The 17,237-nt window shown below is 70.7% G+C and carries 12 protein-coding genes; 4 read left to right on the top strand and 8 right to left on the bottom strand.

The features are described from left to right. Nucleotides 1-5: 5 nt before the first annotated feature. Complete coding sequence (locus tag Q0Z83_RS21440; protein WP_317795741.1) at nt 6-1,226, bottom strand: RNA-guided endonuclease InsQ/TnpB family protein; 1,221 nt, start codon at nt 1,224-1,226, stop codon at nt 6-8. 38 nt (nt 1,227-1,264) lie between these two features. Between Q0Z83_RS21440 and tnpA the strand changes: the two genes are divergently transcribed. Next, on the top strand, nt 1,265-1,660 hold the full coding sequence (gene tnpA, locus Q0Z83_RS21435; RefSeq protein WP_317795740.1) for an IS200/IS605 family transposase: 396 nt from the start codon (nt 1,265-1,267) through the stop codon (nt 1,658-1,660). Nucleotides 1,661-1,768: 108 nt separating this feature from the next. Beyond that, nucleotides 1,769-2,389, top strand: a complete 621-nt coding sequence (locus Q0Z83_RS21430) for an ATP-binding cassette domain-containing protein (protein WP_317795739.1) — start codon at nt 1,769-1,771, stop codon at nt 2,387-2,389. 43 nt (nt 2,390-2,432) lie between these two features. Here Q0Z83_RS21430 and Q0Z83_RS21425 read toward each other — a convergent pair whose 3' ends face one another. Then, complete coding sequence (locus Q0Z83_RS21425; protein ID WP_317795738.1) at nt 2,433-6,023, bottom strand: nSTAND1 domain-containing NTPase; 3,591 nt, start codon at nt 6,021-6,023, stop codon at nt 2,433-2,435. 138 nt (nt 6,024-6,161) lie between these two features. Between Q0Z83_RS21425 and Q0Z83_RS21420 the strand changes: the two genes are divergently transcribed. Next, on the top strand, nt 6,162-7,034 hold the full coding sequence (locus Q0Z83_RS21420) for a nucleoside hydrolase (protein ID WP_317795737.1): 873 nt from the start codon (nt 6,162-6,164) through the stop codon (nt 7,032-7,034). A gap of 111 nt (nt 7,035-7,145) precedes the next feature. Here the strand turns inward: Q0Z83_RS21420 and Q0Z83_RS21415 are convergent, their stop codons facing one another. The 4 genes from Q0Z83_RS21415 to Q0Z83_RS21400 are packed head-to-tail and all read right to left on the bottom strand — an operon-like array spanning nt 7,146 to nt 12,078. Next, nucleotides 7,146-8,180 carry a FecCD family ABC transporter permease gene (locus tag Q0Z83_RS21415; RefSeq protein WP_317795736.1) on the bottom strand — a complete coding sequence of 345 codons (1,035 nt, stop codon included), beginning with the start codon at nt 8,178-8,180 and terminating at the stop codon, nt 7,146-7,148. Continuing rightward, nucleotides 8,177-9,220, bottom strand: coding sequence for a FecCD family ABC transporter permease (locus Q0Z83_RS21410; RefSeq protein WP_317795735.1), 1,044 nt, complete (start codon nt 9,218-9,220; stop codon nt 8,177-8,179). The genes Q0Z83_RS21415 and Q0Z83_RS21410 overlap by 4 nt, the downstream gene beginning before the upstream one ends. Next, a complete protein-coding gene (locus Q0Z83_RS21405) occupies nt 9,217-10,206 on the bottom strand; it encodes an ABC transporter substrate-binding protein (protein ID WP_317795734.1) in 990 nt (329 codons plus the stop codon). Before Q0Z83_RS21405 ends, Q0Z83_RS21410 begins: the two co-directional genes overlap by 4 nt. Nucleotides 10,207-10,227: 21 nt before the next feature. Next, nucleotides 10,228-12,078 (bottom strand): siderophore-interacting protein, encoded by a 1,851-nt coding sequence (locus Q0Z83_RS21400; RefSeq protein ID WP_317795733.1) that lies wholly within the window; start codon nt 12,076-12,078, stop codon nt 10,228-10,230. A gap of 84 nt (nt 12,079-12,162) precedes the next feature. On the opposite strand from Q0Z83_RS21400, the gene Q0Z83_RS21395 reads away from it, so the two are divergent. Beyond that, a complete protein-coding gene (locus Q0Z83_RS21395; RefSeq protein WP_317797108.1) occupies nt 12,163-13,713 on the top strand; it encodes an AraC family transcriptional regulator in 1,551 nt (516 codons plus the stop codon). Between the two features lie 203 nt (nt 13,714-13,916). On the opposite strand, the gene Q0Z83_RS21390 is transcribed toward Q0Z83_RS21395, so the two are convergent. Both Q0Z83_RS21390 and metE read right to left on the bottom strand, forming a co-directional pair. Next, a complete protein-coding gene (locus Q0Z83_RS21390) occupies nt 13,917-14,663 on the bottom strand; it encodes a hypothetical protein (RefSeq protein WP_317795732.1) in 747 nt (248 codons plus the stop codon). Nucleotides 14,664-14,903: 240 nt separating this feature from the next. Then, entirely contained in the window at nt 14,904-17,141 is a 2,238-nt protein-coding gene (metE, locus tag Q0Z83_RS21385) for a 5-methyltetrahydropteroyltriglutamate--homocysteine S-methyltransferase (RefSeq protein ID WP_317795731.1), read from the bottom strand. Between the last annotated feature and the right edge of the window lie 96 nt (nt 17,142-17,237).

Here is a 17,237-nt window from a genome sequence, read left to right as displayed (position 1 = left end):
GACGCTTAACGATCCCCACGGATGAATCCGGGGGATTTTCCTCCGGGGCGAGGCCCTGGATTTCCAGCTCGGACCGCATTCGACCAATCCTCCCGGAAGGAGGCGATCTGATGTCTTACGTCGTCGGCACTGGCACGGTCGCGTTCAGCCGTGGCGAGGATCGTCCTCGCGGCGTTGAGGTCACGGTCTGCGGTGTAGCCGCAGGCCGTGCACTCGAAAATCCGTACACCCAGTCCGAGGCGGAGATTGGTTCTCTCGCCGCACCCGGAGCAGGTCATCGTGGTGTAGGCGGGCGGCACCGGCACCACTTTTCGGCCCGCCCGCGTACCACGCTCGATCAGTTCTCGTTTGCACGCGCCGATCGCGTTGTCGGCGGCCTTGCGGGCCATGCCGGTCTTGGCCAGGAACTTCGGTTTGAAGTCCTCGACGGCGATCAGCGCGTGGTGCTCGACCACGGTCTTGGCCCAGGCGCGGGCGTCGTGGGTGTTCTGCCGGGCGGCCTTCTTCGCGATCCGGGCGGCCTGCCGCTTCGCGGTCAGGTAGCCCTTCGACGCCTTCTGCTCCTTGGGCCGCCGTCGGCGGGCCATCTTGCGCTGGGCCTTGGCCAGTTCGGCGGCGCACCGGCGCCGGTGGCCGAGATGCGGCAGGTCGAAGGCCGGATCGGTGGTGGTAGCGGTGGTCCTCACGCCCCAGTCGACACCGATGCCCGGCAGGTCCGCGTCCGACGTCTCGGCCATCTCACGGCGGACCACGAACGACGCGTACCAGTGGCCGAGACTGTCGCGGTAGACCCGGACAGACGACGGGCCGGACGGCGGTTCCCGGGACCAGACGACCGGGACGAACACCTTGCCGGGCAGCCGCAGACGGCCGTCGACCAGTCTGAACCCGTTACGGGTGTACTCCAGCGACGGCAGGGCGTCCTTGAGCCGCTTCACCTTCGGCCGGCCTCGGCCCTTGACCTTGAACGAATCGTTCAGGGCTGCACCGTAGGTCCGCAGGGCCTGCTGCTGGGCGACCTGCGAACCATCGCGCAGCCAGCAGTTGCGGGAACGCGCCTCGGTCAGCAGCTTCGACAACTTCCCGAACGTCGGGTTACGGCCGGTCTTCTGCTGGTGGACGGCTTCGTTCCACAGCCAACGGCACCTGCTCCACTCGGACAGCAGTGCGACCTCCGCGATGCGGCCGGGCCGCAGTCGGTAGGTGTAACGCACCGTCTCGTCCACATTGAACAGCATACAAATCGAAGCCACATGCTGCGGCGGTGGACGAGACCCGATCGAACGACAACGTCGTACACCGCTGCACCTATCACGTCGTCTGGTGCCCGAAGTACCGACGCAAGGTCATCACCGCAGACGTCGACACCCGGCTCAAACAGATCATCCGCGAGGTCTGCGACGAGCGGAACGCACCCGTCACCGAACTGGAGACCATGCCCGACCACATGCAGCTGCTGGTCACCTGCGGCCCCCAGTACGGCATCCACCGCCTGGTCAAGCAGATCAAGAGCCGTTCCTCGCGGCTCATCCGGCAGGAGTTCCCCGAGCTCCGCACCCGTATTCCGACCCTGTGGACCAACAGCTACCTCGTCGCCACCGTCGGCGGCGCAACCCTGGAGATCGTGAAGAAATATGTGGAGAACCAGCGCAACGTCTGACCAGACGCCCATCCGCCTTGACGGCGGATGGGCCATCCCTGACCTGCTCCGCAGGAAATCCGATTCCTCCCCACGGCTAAAGCCGGGGGTTTCCACGGAGGCTTCTCGATGATCAGCGCGAACCGCATCACCAAGTCGTTCGGTGACCGTGTCCTGTGGTCGGATCTGTCCTTCACCGTCGAGGCGGGGGAGATGGTGGCGCTGGTCGGCCCCAGCGGCAGCGGCAAATCGACCGTCCTGAACTGTCTGGGGACTCTGGAACCGGTGGACTCCGGCGCCATCGTCGTCGCGGGCAGGGAGATCACCCGGGTGCGGGCCGGTGCCCGGCGGCGACTTCGCCGCGACACGCTGGGCTACCTGTTCCAGAACTATGCCCTGATCGAGAACGCCACCGTCGACTTCAACCTCGATGTCGCGGTGACCACCCGGGATCGTCGGTCCTCGGCGGAGGCACTGCAGCGCGTGGGTCTCGGCGGACGTGGCCGCGATCGGGTCTACCGACTCAGCGGCGGCGAGCAACAACGCGTCGCGCTGGCCCGACTGATCGTCAAGAAGCCGAAGGTGGTCCTCGCCGACGAACCGACCGGCGCCTTGGACAGCGACAACGCCACGATGGTGATCGACGTGCTCCGGCAGATGGCCCGGCAGGGTTGTGCGGTCGTCATCGCCACCCATAGCAAGCACGTGGAGGGCGGTTGCGATGCGACCGTGGACCTCGGTGGCCGCTGACCCGCCCATCGACGGGGGTGGGCGGGTCAGCGGCCATCCGGGGTCAGCGGTCCGGCAGGACGAAGGCGGCGCGCTCCTCGTCGGTCAGCGTGCGGGTGGTCACGGCCATCGCGCGGACCTCGTCGACGGCGCCGCACACCGGGCAGCGCCAGATCCGGACCGTGCCGTCGTCGTGGGCGCTGACCAGCCGACCGTCCGGTAGGAACCGGGCCTGCTCCACCGACGCTCCGTGCCCGCGGACGGTGACCAGTTCCCGGCCGCTGCCGGACTGCCAGATCCGTACCCCGTCGCCGTCCTGACCGCTGGTGGCGACCAGGCGGCCGTCGGCGCTGAACGCCACACTCCATACCGCGTCGCGGTGACCGTGCATCGACACCGGTGGTCCCTGGCCGTCGGCGCGCCATACGCGGACGGCGCCGTCCTGGCCGCTGACCGCCAGCCGGGCGCCGTCGGGGCTGAAGTCGGCGGCCCACACCTGACGGCCGGCGGGCTGGTCCTGGACGACCACCGGGTCGACGCCGTCGACCGGCCAGATCCGGATCGTGCCGTCCGCGCCGACGCTCGCCACCCGCCGGCCGTCCGGGCTGAACGCGACACCACGGACACCGTCCTCGTGCGCCTGCAGCACCACCGGCGAGCCGCCGGACTGCGACCAGATCCGTACCGTGCCGTCCTTGCTGCCGCTGGCCACCCGGCGGCCGTCGGGGGAGAGGCTGACCGCCGGGACCGAGTCGGTGTGGCCGTACAGCGTCGTCGCCAGGGCGGCGGTCGTGGTGTCCCAGATCCGGACGGTCCGGTCGCGGCCGCCGGTCGCGACCCACCGCCCGTCGGCGTTGACGGTGACCGCGAGGATCTCATCGGTGTTGCCGGGCAGCAGCATCGGCTCGGATCGCCACGGTTCGCGCCATACCCGTACCGTGCGGTCCTCGCCGCCGGCGGCGATCAGGCGCCCGTCGGTGCTCGCGGCCACCGACCACACCGGGCCCGCGGCGCCGCGCAGGATCAGGGGATTCGCGGGGACTCCCGGATCCCAGAGACGGACCGTGCCGTCGGCGCTCGCGCTGGCCAGTTCGGTGCCGTCGGGGCTGAAGGCGACACTCCACACCGCGCCGTCGTGGCCGCGCAGCACCAGTGGGTCCCGGTCGCCGGTGACGCCCCAGATCCGTATCGTGTTGCTGCCGCTGTGACTGCTGGCCACCCGGCGGCTGTCGGGGCTGAAGGCGACACTCTCCACGTACGAGTCGTTGCCGTGCAGCACCACCGGCTCGGCGCGGTGGCCGATCGGCCAGATCCGTACCGTGCCGTCGGTGCCCGCGCTGGCCAGGCTGCGGCCGTCCGGGCTGAACGTGACGTCCTTGACCGTCGACTCGTGGCCGGTCAGCAGTTGCGGGGTGCCTTTGCCGGTGGCGTCCCAGAGTTGGATCGGTCCCTGGCCGCCGACCGCGAGCCGGCGGCCGTCGGGGCTGAACGCGACACTCAACGGCGGGCCGGGGACCTGCAGGATCACCGGCGGCGGGTTACCGTCCGGGTCCCAGATCCGTACCGTGCCGTCGTCGCCTGCGCTCGCCACTCGCGTACCGTCCGGGCTGAAGGCCACCGCGCTGATCCGTCGGCCGTGGCCGCTGAGCCGGACCGGGTTCTGCCGGCTGAGATCCCAGACGATGACGTCGCCGTCGAAACCGGCTGCGGCGATGCGCCGGCCGTCCGGGCTGAACACCGGGCTGTGCACCGCCTGAGCACCGGCCGGCAGGACCCGTGGACCGGGGCGCAGGGTGTGTGGGCCGGAGCGTTGCCAGACACGGATCGTGCCGTCGTCGCCGGTGGTCGCGACCAGCGTGCCGTCGGGGCTGTACGCCGCTCCGATGACCTGGCCGTGCCCGGCGGCGATGGTGGCCCGGACCCGGGAGTCGGCGACGGCCTGCCGCAGCACCGTCTGCGCCTCCTCGGTCGGTCGTACGTCGTACGCCTCGGTGGCCAGCAGCAGTGCCACCTCCGGGTCGACGGCCAGTTGGGCGCGGGCGTTGGCCACCAGTTGGTGGGAGCGGGCCAGGTCGCGTTGATCGTTGGCGCGTACCGCCTGCAGGCCGGCGACCAGGGCCAGCACGCTGGTCACCGCCACCGCCGTGGTCAGCCCGGCCATCGTCCGGCGGGCTCGGCGGCGGCGGACCGCCTGCTCACGGTCGCGGCGTTCCCGGCCGGCCGTCAGGAAGTCCCGTTCCAGGGTGTTCAGCCGGTGCAGGTTTCGGCCGTCCCAGGCGGCCAGGGGTCCGCCCTGGTAGAGCGCGCCGGTGTCGCGGTCGTGGGCCTGCCAGATGTGGCTCGCCTCGGTCAGCCGGCGGTGTAGTGCCAGGTCCTCGCGGTCGTCGTGCAGCCAGCCGTCCAGCCGGGGCCAGGCTTTGATCAACGCCTCGTGGGCGATCTCGACGGTGCCGGAGTCCTCGGCGGCGCCGATCACCAGCAGCCGGGCCGCGGCGAGGGTGGTGAGCACCGTTTCGGTGTCGGGGCTGTCCAGTTCGTCGAGCCGGACCCGGCGGCGGGTGTCCGGCACCCCGTCGCCCAGGGCGACCAGCCGGGTCATCACCTGCCGGACCGTGTCGCGTTCCGGTTCGCTCAGCGCCTGGTAGACCGACTCGGCGGTTTTGGCGATGGCCCCGCTCATGCCGCCGGCGGCCTCGTATCCGGCCGCCGTCAGGACGTCGCCGCGGCGCTGGCGCCAGGTCTCCAGCAGCGCGTGGGAGACCAGCGGCAGTGCTCCCGGCTGGTTCTCGGCGTCCGCGACCACCCGGGTGAGCAGGGCCCGTTCCACGCTCAGTCCGGCCTGCCGGGCCGGTTCGCCGACCACCTCGCGGAGCTCGTCGGCGCTGAGCGGGCCGACCGGGACGGTGGCGCCGGCCAGCAGGCGCGCCAGCACGGCGGAGTCGGTACAACGTGAGAAGAAGTCGGCGCGGACGCCGATGACGATGCGGGTCTCGGTGGTCATCGCGGTCAGTTCGGTGAGGAACGTGTCGCGATCGGCCGGGTCGTGGCAGAGGGTGAAGAGTTCCTCGAACTGGTCGACCACCAGCAGCGCGTCGGTGTCCGGCTGCTGTCGGCGGTAGGTGTACAGCGTCTTGCACGGTTCGGAGCCGGGTGTGACGACCGCGGCCGTCCGGTCGCCGGTGCCTTGCCACGCCGGGATCAGGCCCGCTCTGAGGAGGGAGGACTTGCCGCTGCCGGAGGCGCCGAACACGGCTACGAAGCGGTGCTCGTCCAGGGTCGCCAGCAGGTGCGTCAGGATCTGCCCACGACCGAAGAAGCGGTCGGCGTCGTCGACGTCGTAGCCGATCAGGCCCAGGTACGGCGGGTCGTCGTCGTGTTTGCCGGCGGCGGTCCACTCGGCGGAGGCCTGTCGCCACCGGTTCTCCCAGGTCTGCGGGTCGCCGCCGCACGCCCGGACGAACGCGAGGGTGACCGGCAGGCTGGGCAGTCGTTGGCCGCCGGCGGCGTTGGCCAGGGCGGTCACCGAGTAGCCGGCCTCGGCGGACAGCCGGCGGTATCCCGGGTTCCCGGCCTGGCGCCGTAGTTCACGCAGCTCAGCGGCGAGCCTCTGGACCGGGCCGTCGGCCGGGTCCACGGCGCGTTCCGGACGTGGCATCTCCCCGCATACCCCCTACATCCACTCTCTTCGATGAAAGGGATGCTATTTAGGAAAGTCAATGCGGTGTCGCAGATGCGACCACGACGGCATCCGTTCTCGCCGTGCTCGCCGGTCGGCCGGCGGATACTTTGCCGCATGGACCGGATGGTTCCTCTGCTCACCACCGAACGGATCGCCCGTCGCAGCCGCGTCGTGATCGACAACGACTGGGCCGGTGACCCCGACGGTCTGGTCGCCCTGGCCCATCACCTGCTGTCGCCGGGGCACCGGGTCGAAGCCGTCACCTCCTCGCTGCTCTCGCCGGACTTCGGGCCGCCGGCCGGCGGGGCGGCGGCCGGCGGGGCGGCGGCCGGCGCGTCGCTGGCCGGACGGTTGATCGACCTGATCGGCGGGCACGACGGTCTGCGGGTGCACGCAGGCCCGGACACCCCGGCCGGCCGGGAGGAGCGGGAGCTGTCGGCGGCCGCCGAGGCGATCATCGACGCCGCGCGACGGACTGATCCGCTGCCGCTCGTCGTCGCCTGCGGGGGACCGCTCACCAATGTGGCCGAGGCGCTGCGCGCGGCGCCGGACATCGCCGGCCGGATGACGCTGGCCTGGATCGGCGGAGCGAGCGGGGACGCCTTCGAATACAACCGGGACACCGATCCGGAGGCGGCCCGGATCGTGCGGCGGACCCCCGCTCTGGTCCGGTGGGAGTTTCCGCTGGAGACCTACCGGCAGTGCGCGATCTCGGTCGCCGAGTTGGAGGAGTCGCTGTCGACGGCCGGCAGGCTGGGTGCCTGGCTGTGGGAGCGGTACACGACGCTGCCGCTGCCGGAGCACATGCAGGTCGGCGCGGAGTGGCCGTTGGGGGACAGTTGTCTGCTGATCGGCTCGGCGCTCTCCGGCGAGTCCAGCACCTGGACCGACCACCCGGACGGCAGCCGGACCTGCACGGCGATCGACTTCCGGTTCCTGCTCGGCGACATGCTGGCGCTGTTTCGGCGGCACGCCCGGATCTGCTGAATCGGCGGAGCGAGCGGGGACGCCTTCGAATACAACCGCGACACCGATCCGGAGGCGATGCGGGCCACCGGCCTGCCGGGGCGGTCGGCCCCCACCCGACTTCGAACGGTTTCAGAGGCGTCTCCTGGCTTCGCCGAACAGCAACCAGCCGAGGTAGCCGCCGCCGAGGATGACGGTGATGAGCCCGACCGGCAGGGGAGTCGGGGCGACGTGTTGCGCGAGGTAGTCCGCCGTCAGGCACAGCAGTGCGCCGACGAAGGCGGCGGGGGCGAGGGTGATCCCGGCGGTACGGGCCAGGCGTCGGGCGATCTGCGGTGCGACCAGGGAGATGAACGCGATCGGTCCGGATGCGGCGGTGACCGTCGCGGTCAGTGCCACCCCCACCACGATCAGTCCGAGACGAGTCGGCGACACGCGTACCCCGTGGGAGGCGGCTGCGGCGTCGCCCAGTTCCAGTTGCCGCATCGGGCGGCTCAACGAAGCCGCGAGCAGCAGGAGTACGGCGATGCAGGCGCCGCCGACGACCACCTGTCCCCAGGAGACGCCGTTGAGTGACCCGGCGCCCCACACGGCCGCGGCCATCGCCTCTTCCAGGTCGGCTTTGAGGATCAGCCACGTGTTGATCGACTCCAGCATCGCGGAGACGCCGATGCCGACGACGATCAGCCGGAATCCCTGCATCCCACGCCGGTAGGCGAGCAGATACACGACGACGGCGGTGGCCATGCCGCCCACCAGCGCCCCGCCGACGAGCTGCAGGTAGGTGCCGTTGACGACGAGGATCACGATCAGCGCGCCGGTGAACGAGCCCTGGGAGAACCCGATGATGCCGGGGTCGGCGAGCGGATTGCGCAGTAGCGACTGGAACACCGCCCCGCTCACGCCCAGCGCGGCGCCGAACACCACCGCCGCGGTCACCCGCGGCAGGCGCCACTCGACCACGATGGTGTGCACCAGCCCGGTCTCGCCACCGGCCAGCGCCGAGACCACCTGATCCGGGCCGAGCTGGTACGAGCCGGTCATCAGCGCGAGCACCGCCACGGACATGACCGCGATCGCGAGGACCGTGCAGACGAGCAGCGAGCGCCATTCGAGCCGGACCGCGACCCGCCGACGCCGCAGCACCAGGACACTGCGCGCGGTCACAGGCCGCTCGCCTTGTTCCGCCGGACCAGGACGATGAGGACGGGGGCGCCGATGAAGGCCGTCACGATGCCCACCGGGATCTCACCGGGGCGCATGACGATGCGGCCGATGATGTCGGAGGCCAGCAGCAGACTCGGGGCGAGAAGGATGCTGTAGACGAAGATCCAGCGTTGATGCGGGCCGACGAGCCAGCGGGCCACGTGCGGAACCATCAGCCCGACGAAGGCGACGGGTCCGGCGATCGCGGTGGCGCCGCCGGCGAGCAGGGTGAGCGCGACGACCGCGAGGATGCGGGTGCGCGCCGGGTGGACGCCCTGGGCGGTGGCGAGATCGTCGCCCAGGGCCATGGCGTTGAGCGGGCCGGACACGACGAGAGCGAGCACGAGCGCCACGGCGAGCAACGGCAGGATGGGCCACAGCAGGTCGAGGGGGCGGCCGACGATCGAACCGGCGTTCCAGGATCGCATCGCGTCGAAGGCTTCCGGGTCGGTCAGCTGGATCGCCTCCCGGGCGCCGCCGAGCACCGCGCCGACGCAGACCCCGGCGAGGACCATGACCACCGGCGACTGGCCCTGCCGCGTCGATCCGAGGGCGAGCACCATGAGCGTGACGACCAGCGCCCCCGCGAAGGCGAACCACATGTAGCCCTGGATGTCGGTGATGCCGAGCACGCCCACCGCGACCGTCACCGCGAAGGACGCGCCGGCATGGACGCCGAGCACGCCCGGATCGGCCAGCGGGTTGCGGGTGATCGCCTGGATCAGCGCGCCCGACAGGCCGAGTGCGACGCCGACGGCCAGACCGACGAGCGTGCGCGGGAGCCGGTAGTCGCGGATCGCGAACTGGTCGATGTCAGCCGACGGATGGAACAGGGCGTCCCACACCACCGACGGCGAGATCTCGGTCGATCCGATCATCACGCTCAGCACCAGCAGGGCCGAGAGCACCAGCAGGGCCGTGACCAGGCCGAGCAGACGACGACGCGGTCCGGGCGCCGTGGTGGCGTCCGGACCGTCGTGCCGTTGGGCGAGGATTGTCACTTCTTGGCGGGCAGGGCCGCCAGCGCCCGGTCGAGCGAGTCCAGGTACTGCAGGACGGGCCCGTAGGAGTTGTTGCCGGGGCAGAACACGCCGAGCGCGTGGCCGGAGGTCACGGTCGACAGGGTTTTCCAGGTGTTGGACTCGACGACCGGCGCGAAGGCCTTCTTCGGCTGTCCCGCGGCGTCGACCGGGTACAGGATCGCGTCGTACTTGGACAGTCCGGCGATCTGCTCGAACGGCAGGTTGGTCCAGCCCAGGGGGTCGGCGCCGGCGGCCGCCTTGGGGGCGTTCAGGCCGATGTCGCCCTGGGCGATCTCGATGCAGCCGAAGTCCGAGATGACGAACGTACCGGGATCGGAGTTGTCCCAGCGGTCGACCGCGACGAACTTGGTGTCGGCGATGATCGCGGGGTAGGTCTGCTTGATCTTCGCGATCTTGTCCTGGAACTGGGTCTTCTGCTGGCTCAGGGCGTCGGTGAGGTTGCCGGCCTGAGCGAGCGCGTCAGCGAAGGCCTTCCACTCGGTGTCGAGTCCCCAGAAGAGCGTCGGGGCGACCGCCTCCAGCTGTTTCTTGATCCCTTCGAACTCGTCGTCGGGTACCTGGACCAGGATGAGGTCCGGCTTGAGGCCGGCGAGCTTCTCCAGGTCGACCTCGGCGGTGTCGGCCCCGAGCTTGGTGGCGGCCTCGTATGTGGCCTTCTGCTCGGCGGGAATCGGGTCGAGCTCGGACGCGGAGAGCTCGGTGACGCCGACCGGCTTACCGCCGATGTCGATGAACGGCTGGGTGGTGTTGCCGAGCGCGACCACCCGCTGCGGGGCGGCGGGGATCTCGACGGCGCCGTTGCCGGCCGTGACGGTGCGGGTCTTGGCGGCCGCGGCCGTGTCGGTGGTGGGCTCGGTGTCACCGCCACAGGCGGTGAGCACGAGTGCGGCACCCAGCAGGGCGGCGGTCAGTGCCGTACCGCGTCGTCTCCGGGGATTGCTCATCAGGGTGTTCTTCTTTCTCTTCTATCGGGGTGAGGGTGCGAGTTCGTGGACGGTGGCGCCCCAGCCGACGGTGTGCGTGGCGCTGCGGACCAGTCCGGCTCGGGTGATGACGGCGTCGAGTTCGGCGGCGGTGCGCAGGCCGGAGCCGTGCACGGTGAGGGCTAGCAGGTCTGCTTCGCCGTCGTGTTCGTCGAGGTCGTCGGTGTCGAAGAGGTCTTCGACCAGCAGCACCCGGCCGCCGGGGAGGAGGTTCTCGGCGGCCCGGCGCAGCGCGTGGGCGGCGTCGGCGTCGGCCAGGGCCTTGAAGGCGCGGATGACGAACACCGCGTCGGCGGCCGGGCCGGGTTCGAAGACGGACTGTTCGACGATGTCGACGCGGGCGCGCTGTTGCTCGTCGGGGATTGTGTCGGGCAGGTCGCGGCGCAGCCAGTCGGCCTGGGCGGGCAGCGCGCAGATCGTCACGCGTAGGTCGGGGTGGGCGGCGACGAACTCGCGTGCCTGGGCGCCCGCGCCGCCGGAGTGCAGCACCAGGTGCCGTACCCCGTTGAGGATGTCCGAGGTGGCGATCGGCTCGGCCAGCGTGGCCTGGAACAGCGCGAGGCGTTCCAGGTAGCGGTCCTCGTAGTCCTGTTCGGTTCGCACGTCGGCGTAGGTCTGCCCGGTGACCGAGGCGTAGGAGGCGCGGCCGGTGCGGATCGACTCGGTGAGCCCGCGGATGCCGAGCATCTCGCGTCCCACCACCCCGGCGGGATGCAGCGCGCCGGCGACGAACTCGACGGTCAGGACCTCACCGACGGGTGTCAGGCCGTAGTGGTTCGGGCCGGTCGGGGTGAGGACGTCCAGGGTGTGCAGGTAGCGCAGCAGTTTGCCGAGCGCCCGCGGGTCGGCGCCGGCTTTGGCGGCCAGTTCCGCGACGTCGGTCACGCCACGGGAGATCAGCTCGGGCACGCCGAGTTCGACGGCGGTGCGGATGGCCATCGGCGCGATCAGCTCGGTCAGGTCGTGCAGTTTCTCGAACGGGGTTCTGGTCTTCTCGGGGTCGGGTGTCGCGGCGTCGTCTTCCAGGGCGACGACCTCGCCGCGGCGCCAGTACCCGGCGAATCCGACGTCCTCCTTGGGCACTGCCCGGTCCTCGACGAGATGGCGCCGGAGGTCGCGTACCGTCGTGTGCTCTCCGGCGAGCCATGCGTACGGCCTGCCGTCCCACCAGCCGCAGTTGCGGACCGTGTCCAGCAGGAGGGTGGTGGCGCCGTCGCGCACCAGCCAGGTGACCTCGACGCCCGGCAGCTCGCGCAGCTGCTGGCGCATGTCGTTCCCGGTGATCTCGATGAACACCTGGGCCCTGGCGTCCTCGGGTAGTTCTTCGAGCAGACGGGCGATCGCGGGGATCGTCGTGTCGTCGCCGGCGATCAACAGCCAGTCGGCGTCGTCGGGGAGGGAACGGGACGCGTTGGGCCCGAAGAAGTGGATGCGGTCGCCGACCTGGACGCGGTACGCCCAGGTCGTACCCACGCCGATGCCGTGTTTGACGAAGTCGACATCCAGCCTTCCCGTCTCCGGGTCCCAGCGCCGCACGGTGTAGATCCGCGACAGCGGCCGCGGGTCGCGCGGCAGATCAACACCTTTCTCCCGCTGTACGGGTAGCACCGGCTCGGTCTGGCCGGGGTAGGGGAACACCAGCCGGATGTCGTCGTCGAAGCCCGTCGAGTCGAAAGCCGGCTGCGGGAAGCCGTTCGCCGAGGTGAACTCACCCAGCTGCGCCCCGGCCAGGGTGATCCGTCGCATCCCCGCCGTCAGATCCGTCACCTCGACGACCTCGACCTCCCGCAGGGTCAGGGGACGCACGGTGATCCGGCGTGAGGTCTTCGGCATTCCGGGGAGGGTCCCTTCGAGGCGGTAAGTTAGGTGAGCCTAACCTTCAATGGTGTGCGCCGATCGCCATATGGTTAGGACGTGATGGGCATCGATCAACCCCCGCCGATCCCTCGGGTACGGTCGAGCGGCCTCTGGGACCAGAACGAGCACCTGCTTCTCTGGGTCCGCACCGGCTCGGCGTGTGTCCGGGTGGCCGACCACCCGGAGTTCCGGCTGGCCGCGGGCGAGGGCGTCTGGATGCCGGTCGACGTCGGCGACCACTGGACGATCGTCACCGAGCCGGGCACGGTCGCCTTCCCGCTGCTGACCCATCCCACCGTCGCGGCCGAGGCCCTGTCCGAGCCGAGGCGGTTCGTGGTCCCCGACGGCTGGCAGGACCGGCTGATCCAGAACTTCAACCTCACGGTCACGCCACTGGCCGGCCACGGATACTCCCAGGACGCGCTCGCCGATCTGCTGCGCCGACCCGGATCGCGCCCTCCGGAACCGGTGAGGGCCGCCCGGCCGGTCATGCCGAGAGCCCGCGGAGCCCGGGAGGTCGCCGCCGAACTGCTCCGCAATCCCGCGCTCGACCTCACCGTCGCGCAATGGGCGCAAAAGGTGCTGTCCAGCCCGCGCACCCTACTCCGCGACTTCCGCGCCGACACCGGCCTGACCTTCGAACAGTGGCGGCTGCACTGCCGGCTGAACGCCGCCGTCGAGTACCTCGCCGCCGGCCACAGCGCCGACCGGGTCGCGACACGCGTGGGCTTCGCCAGCCTCAACGGCTTCACTCGCGCCTTCAAACAGCAGTTCCGGCAGACCCCGCACGAGTTCGGCCGGACCATCGCCACCCGGCCCGCCGCGAGTGGGCCGGCACACCGGACCGACGACCTGCTGCGCATCATGCGCGCGGCGGACACCCCCGCCGTGCCCGAAGCACTGCCCGCGGCTCGCACCCCACTGCACACCAACCACGTCCACGTGCTCATCTGGACGTACCGCGGCAGCGGATACGTCGACCTCGGCGAACACCGCTACCAGCAGGAACGGGGTGTCGCCACCTGGATTCCGGCCGGCTTCGAACACACCGCCGGGGTCCGCGAGAACTCGATCTCGCTGCCCCTCGGCAACGCCGGCACCGGAGACCTGCAGCTGACCGAGCCGCTACAGGCCCAGTTCTCGCCCGCCTGGGACGACTACCTGATGTTCTGCTCGATCAGCGCCCGCACCCCGGTGCGCCCGGCCGACTACGACCCCGCCCACGTCGTCGACCTGTTCACCGAGCAGGTCGCCGCACAGCGGGCGCTGTCGGTGCCGATGCCGACCGACTCCCGGGCGCGGGCGGCGGCCATGGGCTACCTGCGCAGCATCGGCACGTCCGGCGGGTCGGGACTCGACGTGCCCGCCGAGACCCACCGCGCCTTCCGTGAACAGGCCGGCATGAGCTTCGCCCGCTGGCGCTACGCCGCCCGCATGCGCATCGCCCGCGACCTGCTCGCCGGCGGCGCCAAACCCAGCGCCGTCGCCCGCCGGGTCGGCTACGCCCACCTGTCGACCTTCAGCGCCGCCTTCACCCGCTTCCACGACCTCTCACCCCGCGACTACGCAGCCCGCGAGTCCGACCGCCGGGACGGTCACCCGTCCACATGACGGCGACGCCTTCGTACGGCCGTCGTGGTGAGGGTGGCCGCGGGGGCGGCTGCGCGGCTACGAACGCGACGAGGTCCGCGGTCCATGCCTCCTAGAGTCTGTGATCTTCGGCCTGTGTGCCGTACGCGGCCACCTCGAGCCCGGAACGTCGGTGGCACCGCGGGAACCGCTCGCTCTGGCCGACGACGACGTGGCGGACACCGCTACGCCGCTCGATCGGCCAGGAAACGCCGATACAACCCGAGTGCCGTATCGCGCCGGCCGTAGCCGGATCCGTTGAGCCCCAGACTCGTCCCGCACAGCGCGGCCACGACTGCCGCGTTGTCGACAGTCACCAGGTCATCCGGCGGGTCCGCCCGGAGCATGCGGTCCCAGACGGCTTCGTAGCGTTTCCGGTGTTGCTCGAGCCATGACAACGACCAGCCGGGGAAGTCCTGCCCGGTGTCGTAGATGCCGCCTTCGAGATTGACCGTGAGGATCGTCCCCGCGTCCGCGCCGTGTAGCACGATGCGCGCGTGATGGCCGCATCCGTCGTCGGCGATCCGCCAGGTGCCGTTCAGCAGCGTCTCCAGCAGTGCTTCGTCGTCCACTTCGAAGTAGCCGTCGGCATCGACGTCGACGCCTTCCGAGGCCAACCGGCGATGTACTGCGGCCATGCCGGGGAAAGGCCGGCGCAGACGGGTGCGCTCGGTGGCGGACAGGTGCGACGGAAACGTTCTGATGCCGAACAGGGGACCGGCGCCGCCGTTGCCGTACGCGGTGAGGTAGGTGCGGTAACCCGCCGGAAGGCGGTAGCCGAGGTCCTGTTCCAGGGTTGCGACCGGTTGCTCGCCCAGCGGCGGTCGGACCTGCCAGTGGTGGCGCTCGGCTCCGAAGACGTCGCGACCCCGGTCAAGCCGACGGAGGACCTCGACGTGCTCGAGGAACGGCGTCAGTCGGGGATCGTCCACCGGTACGGTCCTCTCTCGGTGTCCCCGCAACCCGTCGGTCGCCGTCGAGGGCCCGACCATTGTGACCCTTCGAGGTCGTGAAGTGTCAGCGGGCGCTCTCTCCCGCGCGACCCTACGGCTGCCCGGCCGGGCGGGCCGACTTCGGCGTCGGCGTCGTCCTGCTCGCCGCCGCCGAAGCCGCCCGTCTCTCCTGACCGGTGGTGGTTCGACACCCTCGGTCCATTGGTAAGCCGAGGAAGGTCAGCTGCCGCGAACCTCGGCGGCGGCCGCGACCAGGTGCCGCAGGGACGCCTCGGTCTCCGGATATCCGCGGGTCTTCAGGCCGCAGTCGGGGTTGACCCACAACCGGCGGGCCGGGACGGCGGCGACGGCGTTACGCAACGCGGTCACCACCTCGTCGTGCGACGGCACGCGCGGGGAGTGGATGTCCCACACACCGGGGCCGACGCCGCGGCTGTAGCCGATGGCGGCCAGGTCGCCGAGGACCTCCATCTTCGAACGGGACGCCTCGATGCTGGTGACGTCGGCGTCGAGTTCGTCGATCGCGGTGATCACGTCCCCGAACTCCGAATAGCACAGGTGGGTGTGGATCTGCGTCTCGTCGGCGACACCGCTGGTGGCCAGCCGGAACGCGCCGACCGCCCATTGCAGGTAGGACTCCTGATCGGCGTGGCGCAGCGGCAGCGTCTCGCGCAGAGCGGGCTCGTCGACCTGGATCACCCGGATCCCGGCCGCCTCCAGGTCGACGGTCTCGTCCCGCAACGCCAGCGCCACCTGGTCGGCGGTGTCACTCAGCGGCTGGTCGGTGCGCACGAACGACCACGCCAGAATGGTGACCGGCCCGGTGAGCATGCCCTTGACCGGCTTGGCCGTCAGCGACTGGGCGTACCCCGACCACTCGACGGTCATCGGCGCCTTGCGGGCCACGTCTCCGTAGATGATCGGCGGCCGCACGCACCGGGAGCCGTACGACTGGACCCAGCCGTGGTCGGTCGCTGCGAACCCGTCGAGCTGCTCGCCGAAGTACTGGACCATGTCGTTGCGTTCCGGCTCGCCGTGCACCAGCACGTCCAGCCCCAGCTGTTCCTGCAGGCGGATGACGTGTTCGACCTCGGCCCGCATCCGCGCCGTGTAACCGTCGGCGTCCAGCCGGCCGGCCCGCAGTTCGGCGCGGGCCTTGCGCAGCTCGGCTGTCTGCGGGAACGACCCGATGGTCGTGGTCGGCAACTCCGGCAGGTTCAGGTGCGCCTGCTGGAGGGCGGCCCGTTCCACAAAGGGTGCACGTCGCCGCGCGGCGGGGGAGAGGGCGGCCAGGCGGGTGCGCACGTCACCGTTGCGCCATACGTGCGGACCGCCGGGCAGCGGTACGGGCACATGCGCCGTTCCATCGCGCAGCGCCTTGCCGAGCAGCACCACCTCGTCGACCTTCTGCCGGGCGAACGCCAGCCGTTCGAACAGTTCCGGCGCCAGCCGGGTCTCCACTGACAGGTCGACCGGCACGTGCAGCAGCGAACAGGAGGTGGACACGGCCACATGGTCGGCCAGAGCGGTGACGGTCGCGCCGTTGGTGATCGCGGCCCGCAGGTCGGTGCGCCAGATGTTGTGCCCGTCGACGAGCCCGGCCACGATGATCCGCCCGGCGAGTGGCCCGGAGGCGGCGAGCTTGCGCAGGTTACCGGGCCCGGCGACCAGGTCCAGGCCGATCGCCTCGACCGGGGTGTCGAGCAGAGCGCTCAGGGCGCCACGGATCTCCCCGAAATAGGTGGCCACGAAGATGCGGGGCCGGTTGGCCAGCTCCCCGAGCCGGGTGTAAGCGCGGCGAAGCCCTTCGACCTCGGCCGGAGTGCGGTCGGCCACATACGCCGGCTCGTCGAGCTGCACCCAGCCCACGCCTGCGTCGGCGAGCGCGTTGAGGATCCGCGCGTACGCGTCGACCAGGTCGTCGAGGCGCGCGAACGGGTCTGCGCCCTTGGCCAGTAGCAGGAACGTCGCCGGACCGACCAGCACCGGACGCGTCTCGATACCCAGGGCGCGCGCTTCGGCGTACTCGGAGAGGGCCTTGGTGGGGTTGGCTTTGAAGACCGTGTCCGCGTCGATCTCCGGAACCAGGTAGTGGTAGTTCGTCGCGAACCACTTGGTCAGTTCCAGCGCGGGTTCGGCGTCCACGCCGCGTGCCATCGCGAAGTAGGTGTCCAGGCCGGACAGGCCGAGCCGGGCGAACCGGGCCGGGATCGCGCCGACCGCGACCGCGGTGTCCAGGACATGGTCGTAGTAGGAGAACGTGTTCGACGGGATCGAGTCGAGGCGGGCGTTGCGCAGCTGCTGCCACACCTCGGCCCGCAGCCCGGCGGCGGTCTTCTCGAGGTCGTCGGCGTCGATGGTGCCGGCCCAGTAGGCCTCGACGGCCTTCTTCAGTTCCCGGTTGGTGCCGATGCGCGGATAGCCGAGCACGGTGCTCTGCCCGAAGGTGTTACTCACCAGGGATTTCCTTCCCTCGAAGTGCCCGGCGGGCACGTGAGGGTCAGGGGAAGACGCGGCCGAGGGCCGGCTTCCGCCCTGGTCCTCCCGAGAGAC

The organism is Actinoplanes sichuanensis (assembly GCF_033097365.1).
GTDB classification, from domain to species: domain Bacteria; phylum Actinomycetota; class Actinomycetes; order Mycobacteriales; family Micromonosporaceae; genus Actinoplanes; species Actinoplanes sichuanensis.
This window is presented reverse-complemented; position numbering and strand designations above follow the sequence as displayed.

What these genes read in the sequence shown, in the direction of transcription:
- Q0Z83_RS21400 (WP_317795733.1), bottom strand. Translation starts at nt 12,078, where the DNA reads ATGCCGAAGACCTCACGCCGGATCACCGTGCGTCCCCTGACCCTGCGG.
- Q0Z83_RS21420 (WP_317795737.1), top strand. Translation starts at nt 6,162, where the DNA reads ATGGACCGGATGGTTCCTCTGCTCACCACCGAACGGATCGCCCGTCGC.
- Q0Z83_RS21430 (WP_317795739.1), top strand. Translation starts at nt 1,769, where the DNA reads ATGATCAGCGCGAACCGCATCACCAAGTCGTTCGGTGACCGTGTCCTG.
- Q0Z83_RS21405 (WP_317795734.1), bottom strand. Translation starts at nt 10,206, where the DNA reads ATGAGCAATCCCCGGAGACGACGCGGTACGGCACTGACCGCCGCCCTG.
- Q0Z83_RS21395 (WP_317797108.1), top strand. Translation starts at nt 12,163, where the DNA reads ATGGGCATCGATCAACCCCCGCCGATCCCTCGGGTACGGTCGAGCGGC.
- Q0Z83_RS21425 (WP_317795738.1), bottom strand. Translation starts at nt 6,023, where the DNA reads ATGCCACGTCCGGAACGCGCCGTGGACCCGGCCGACGGCCCGGTCCAG.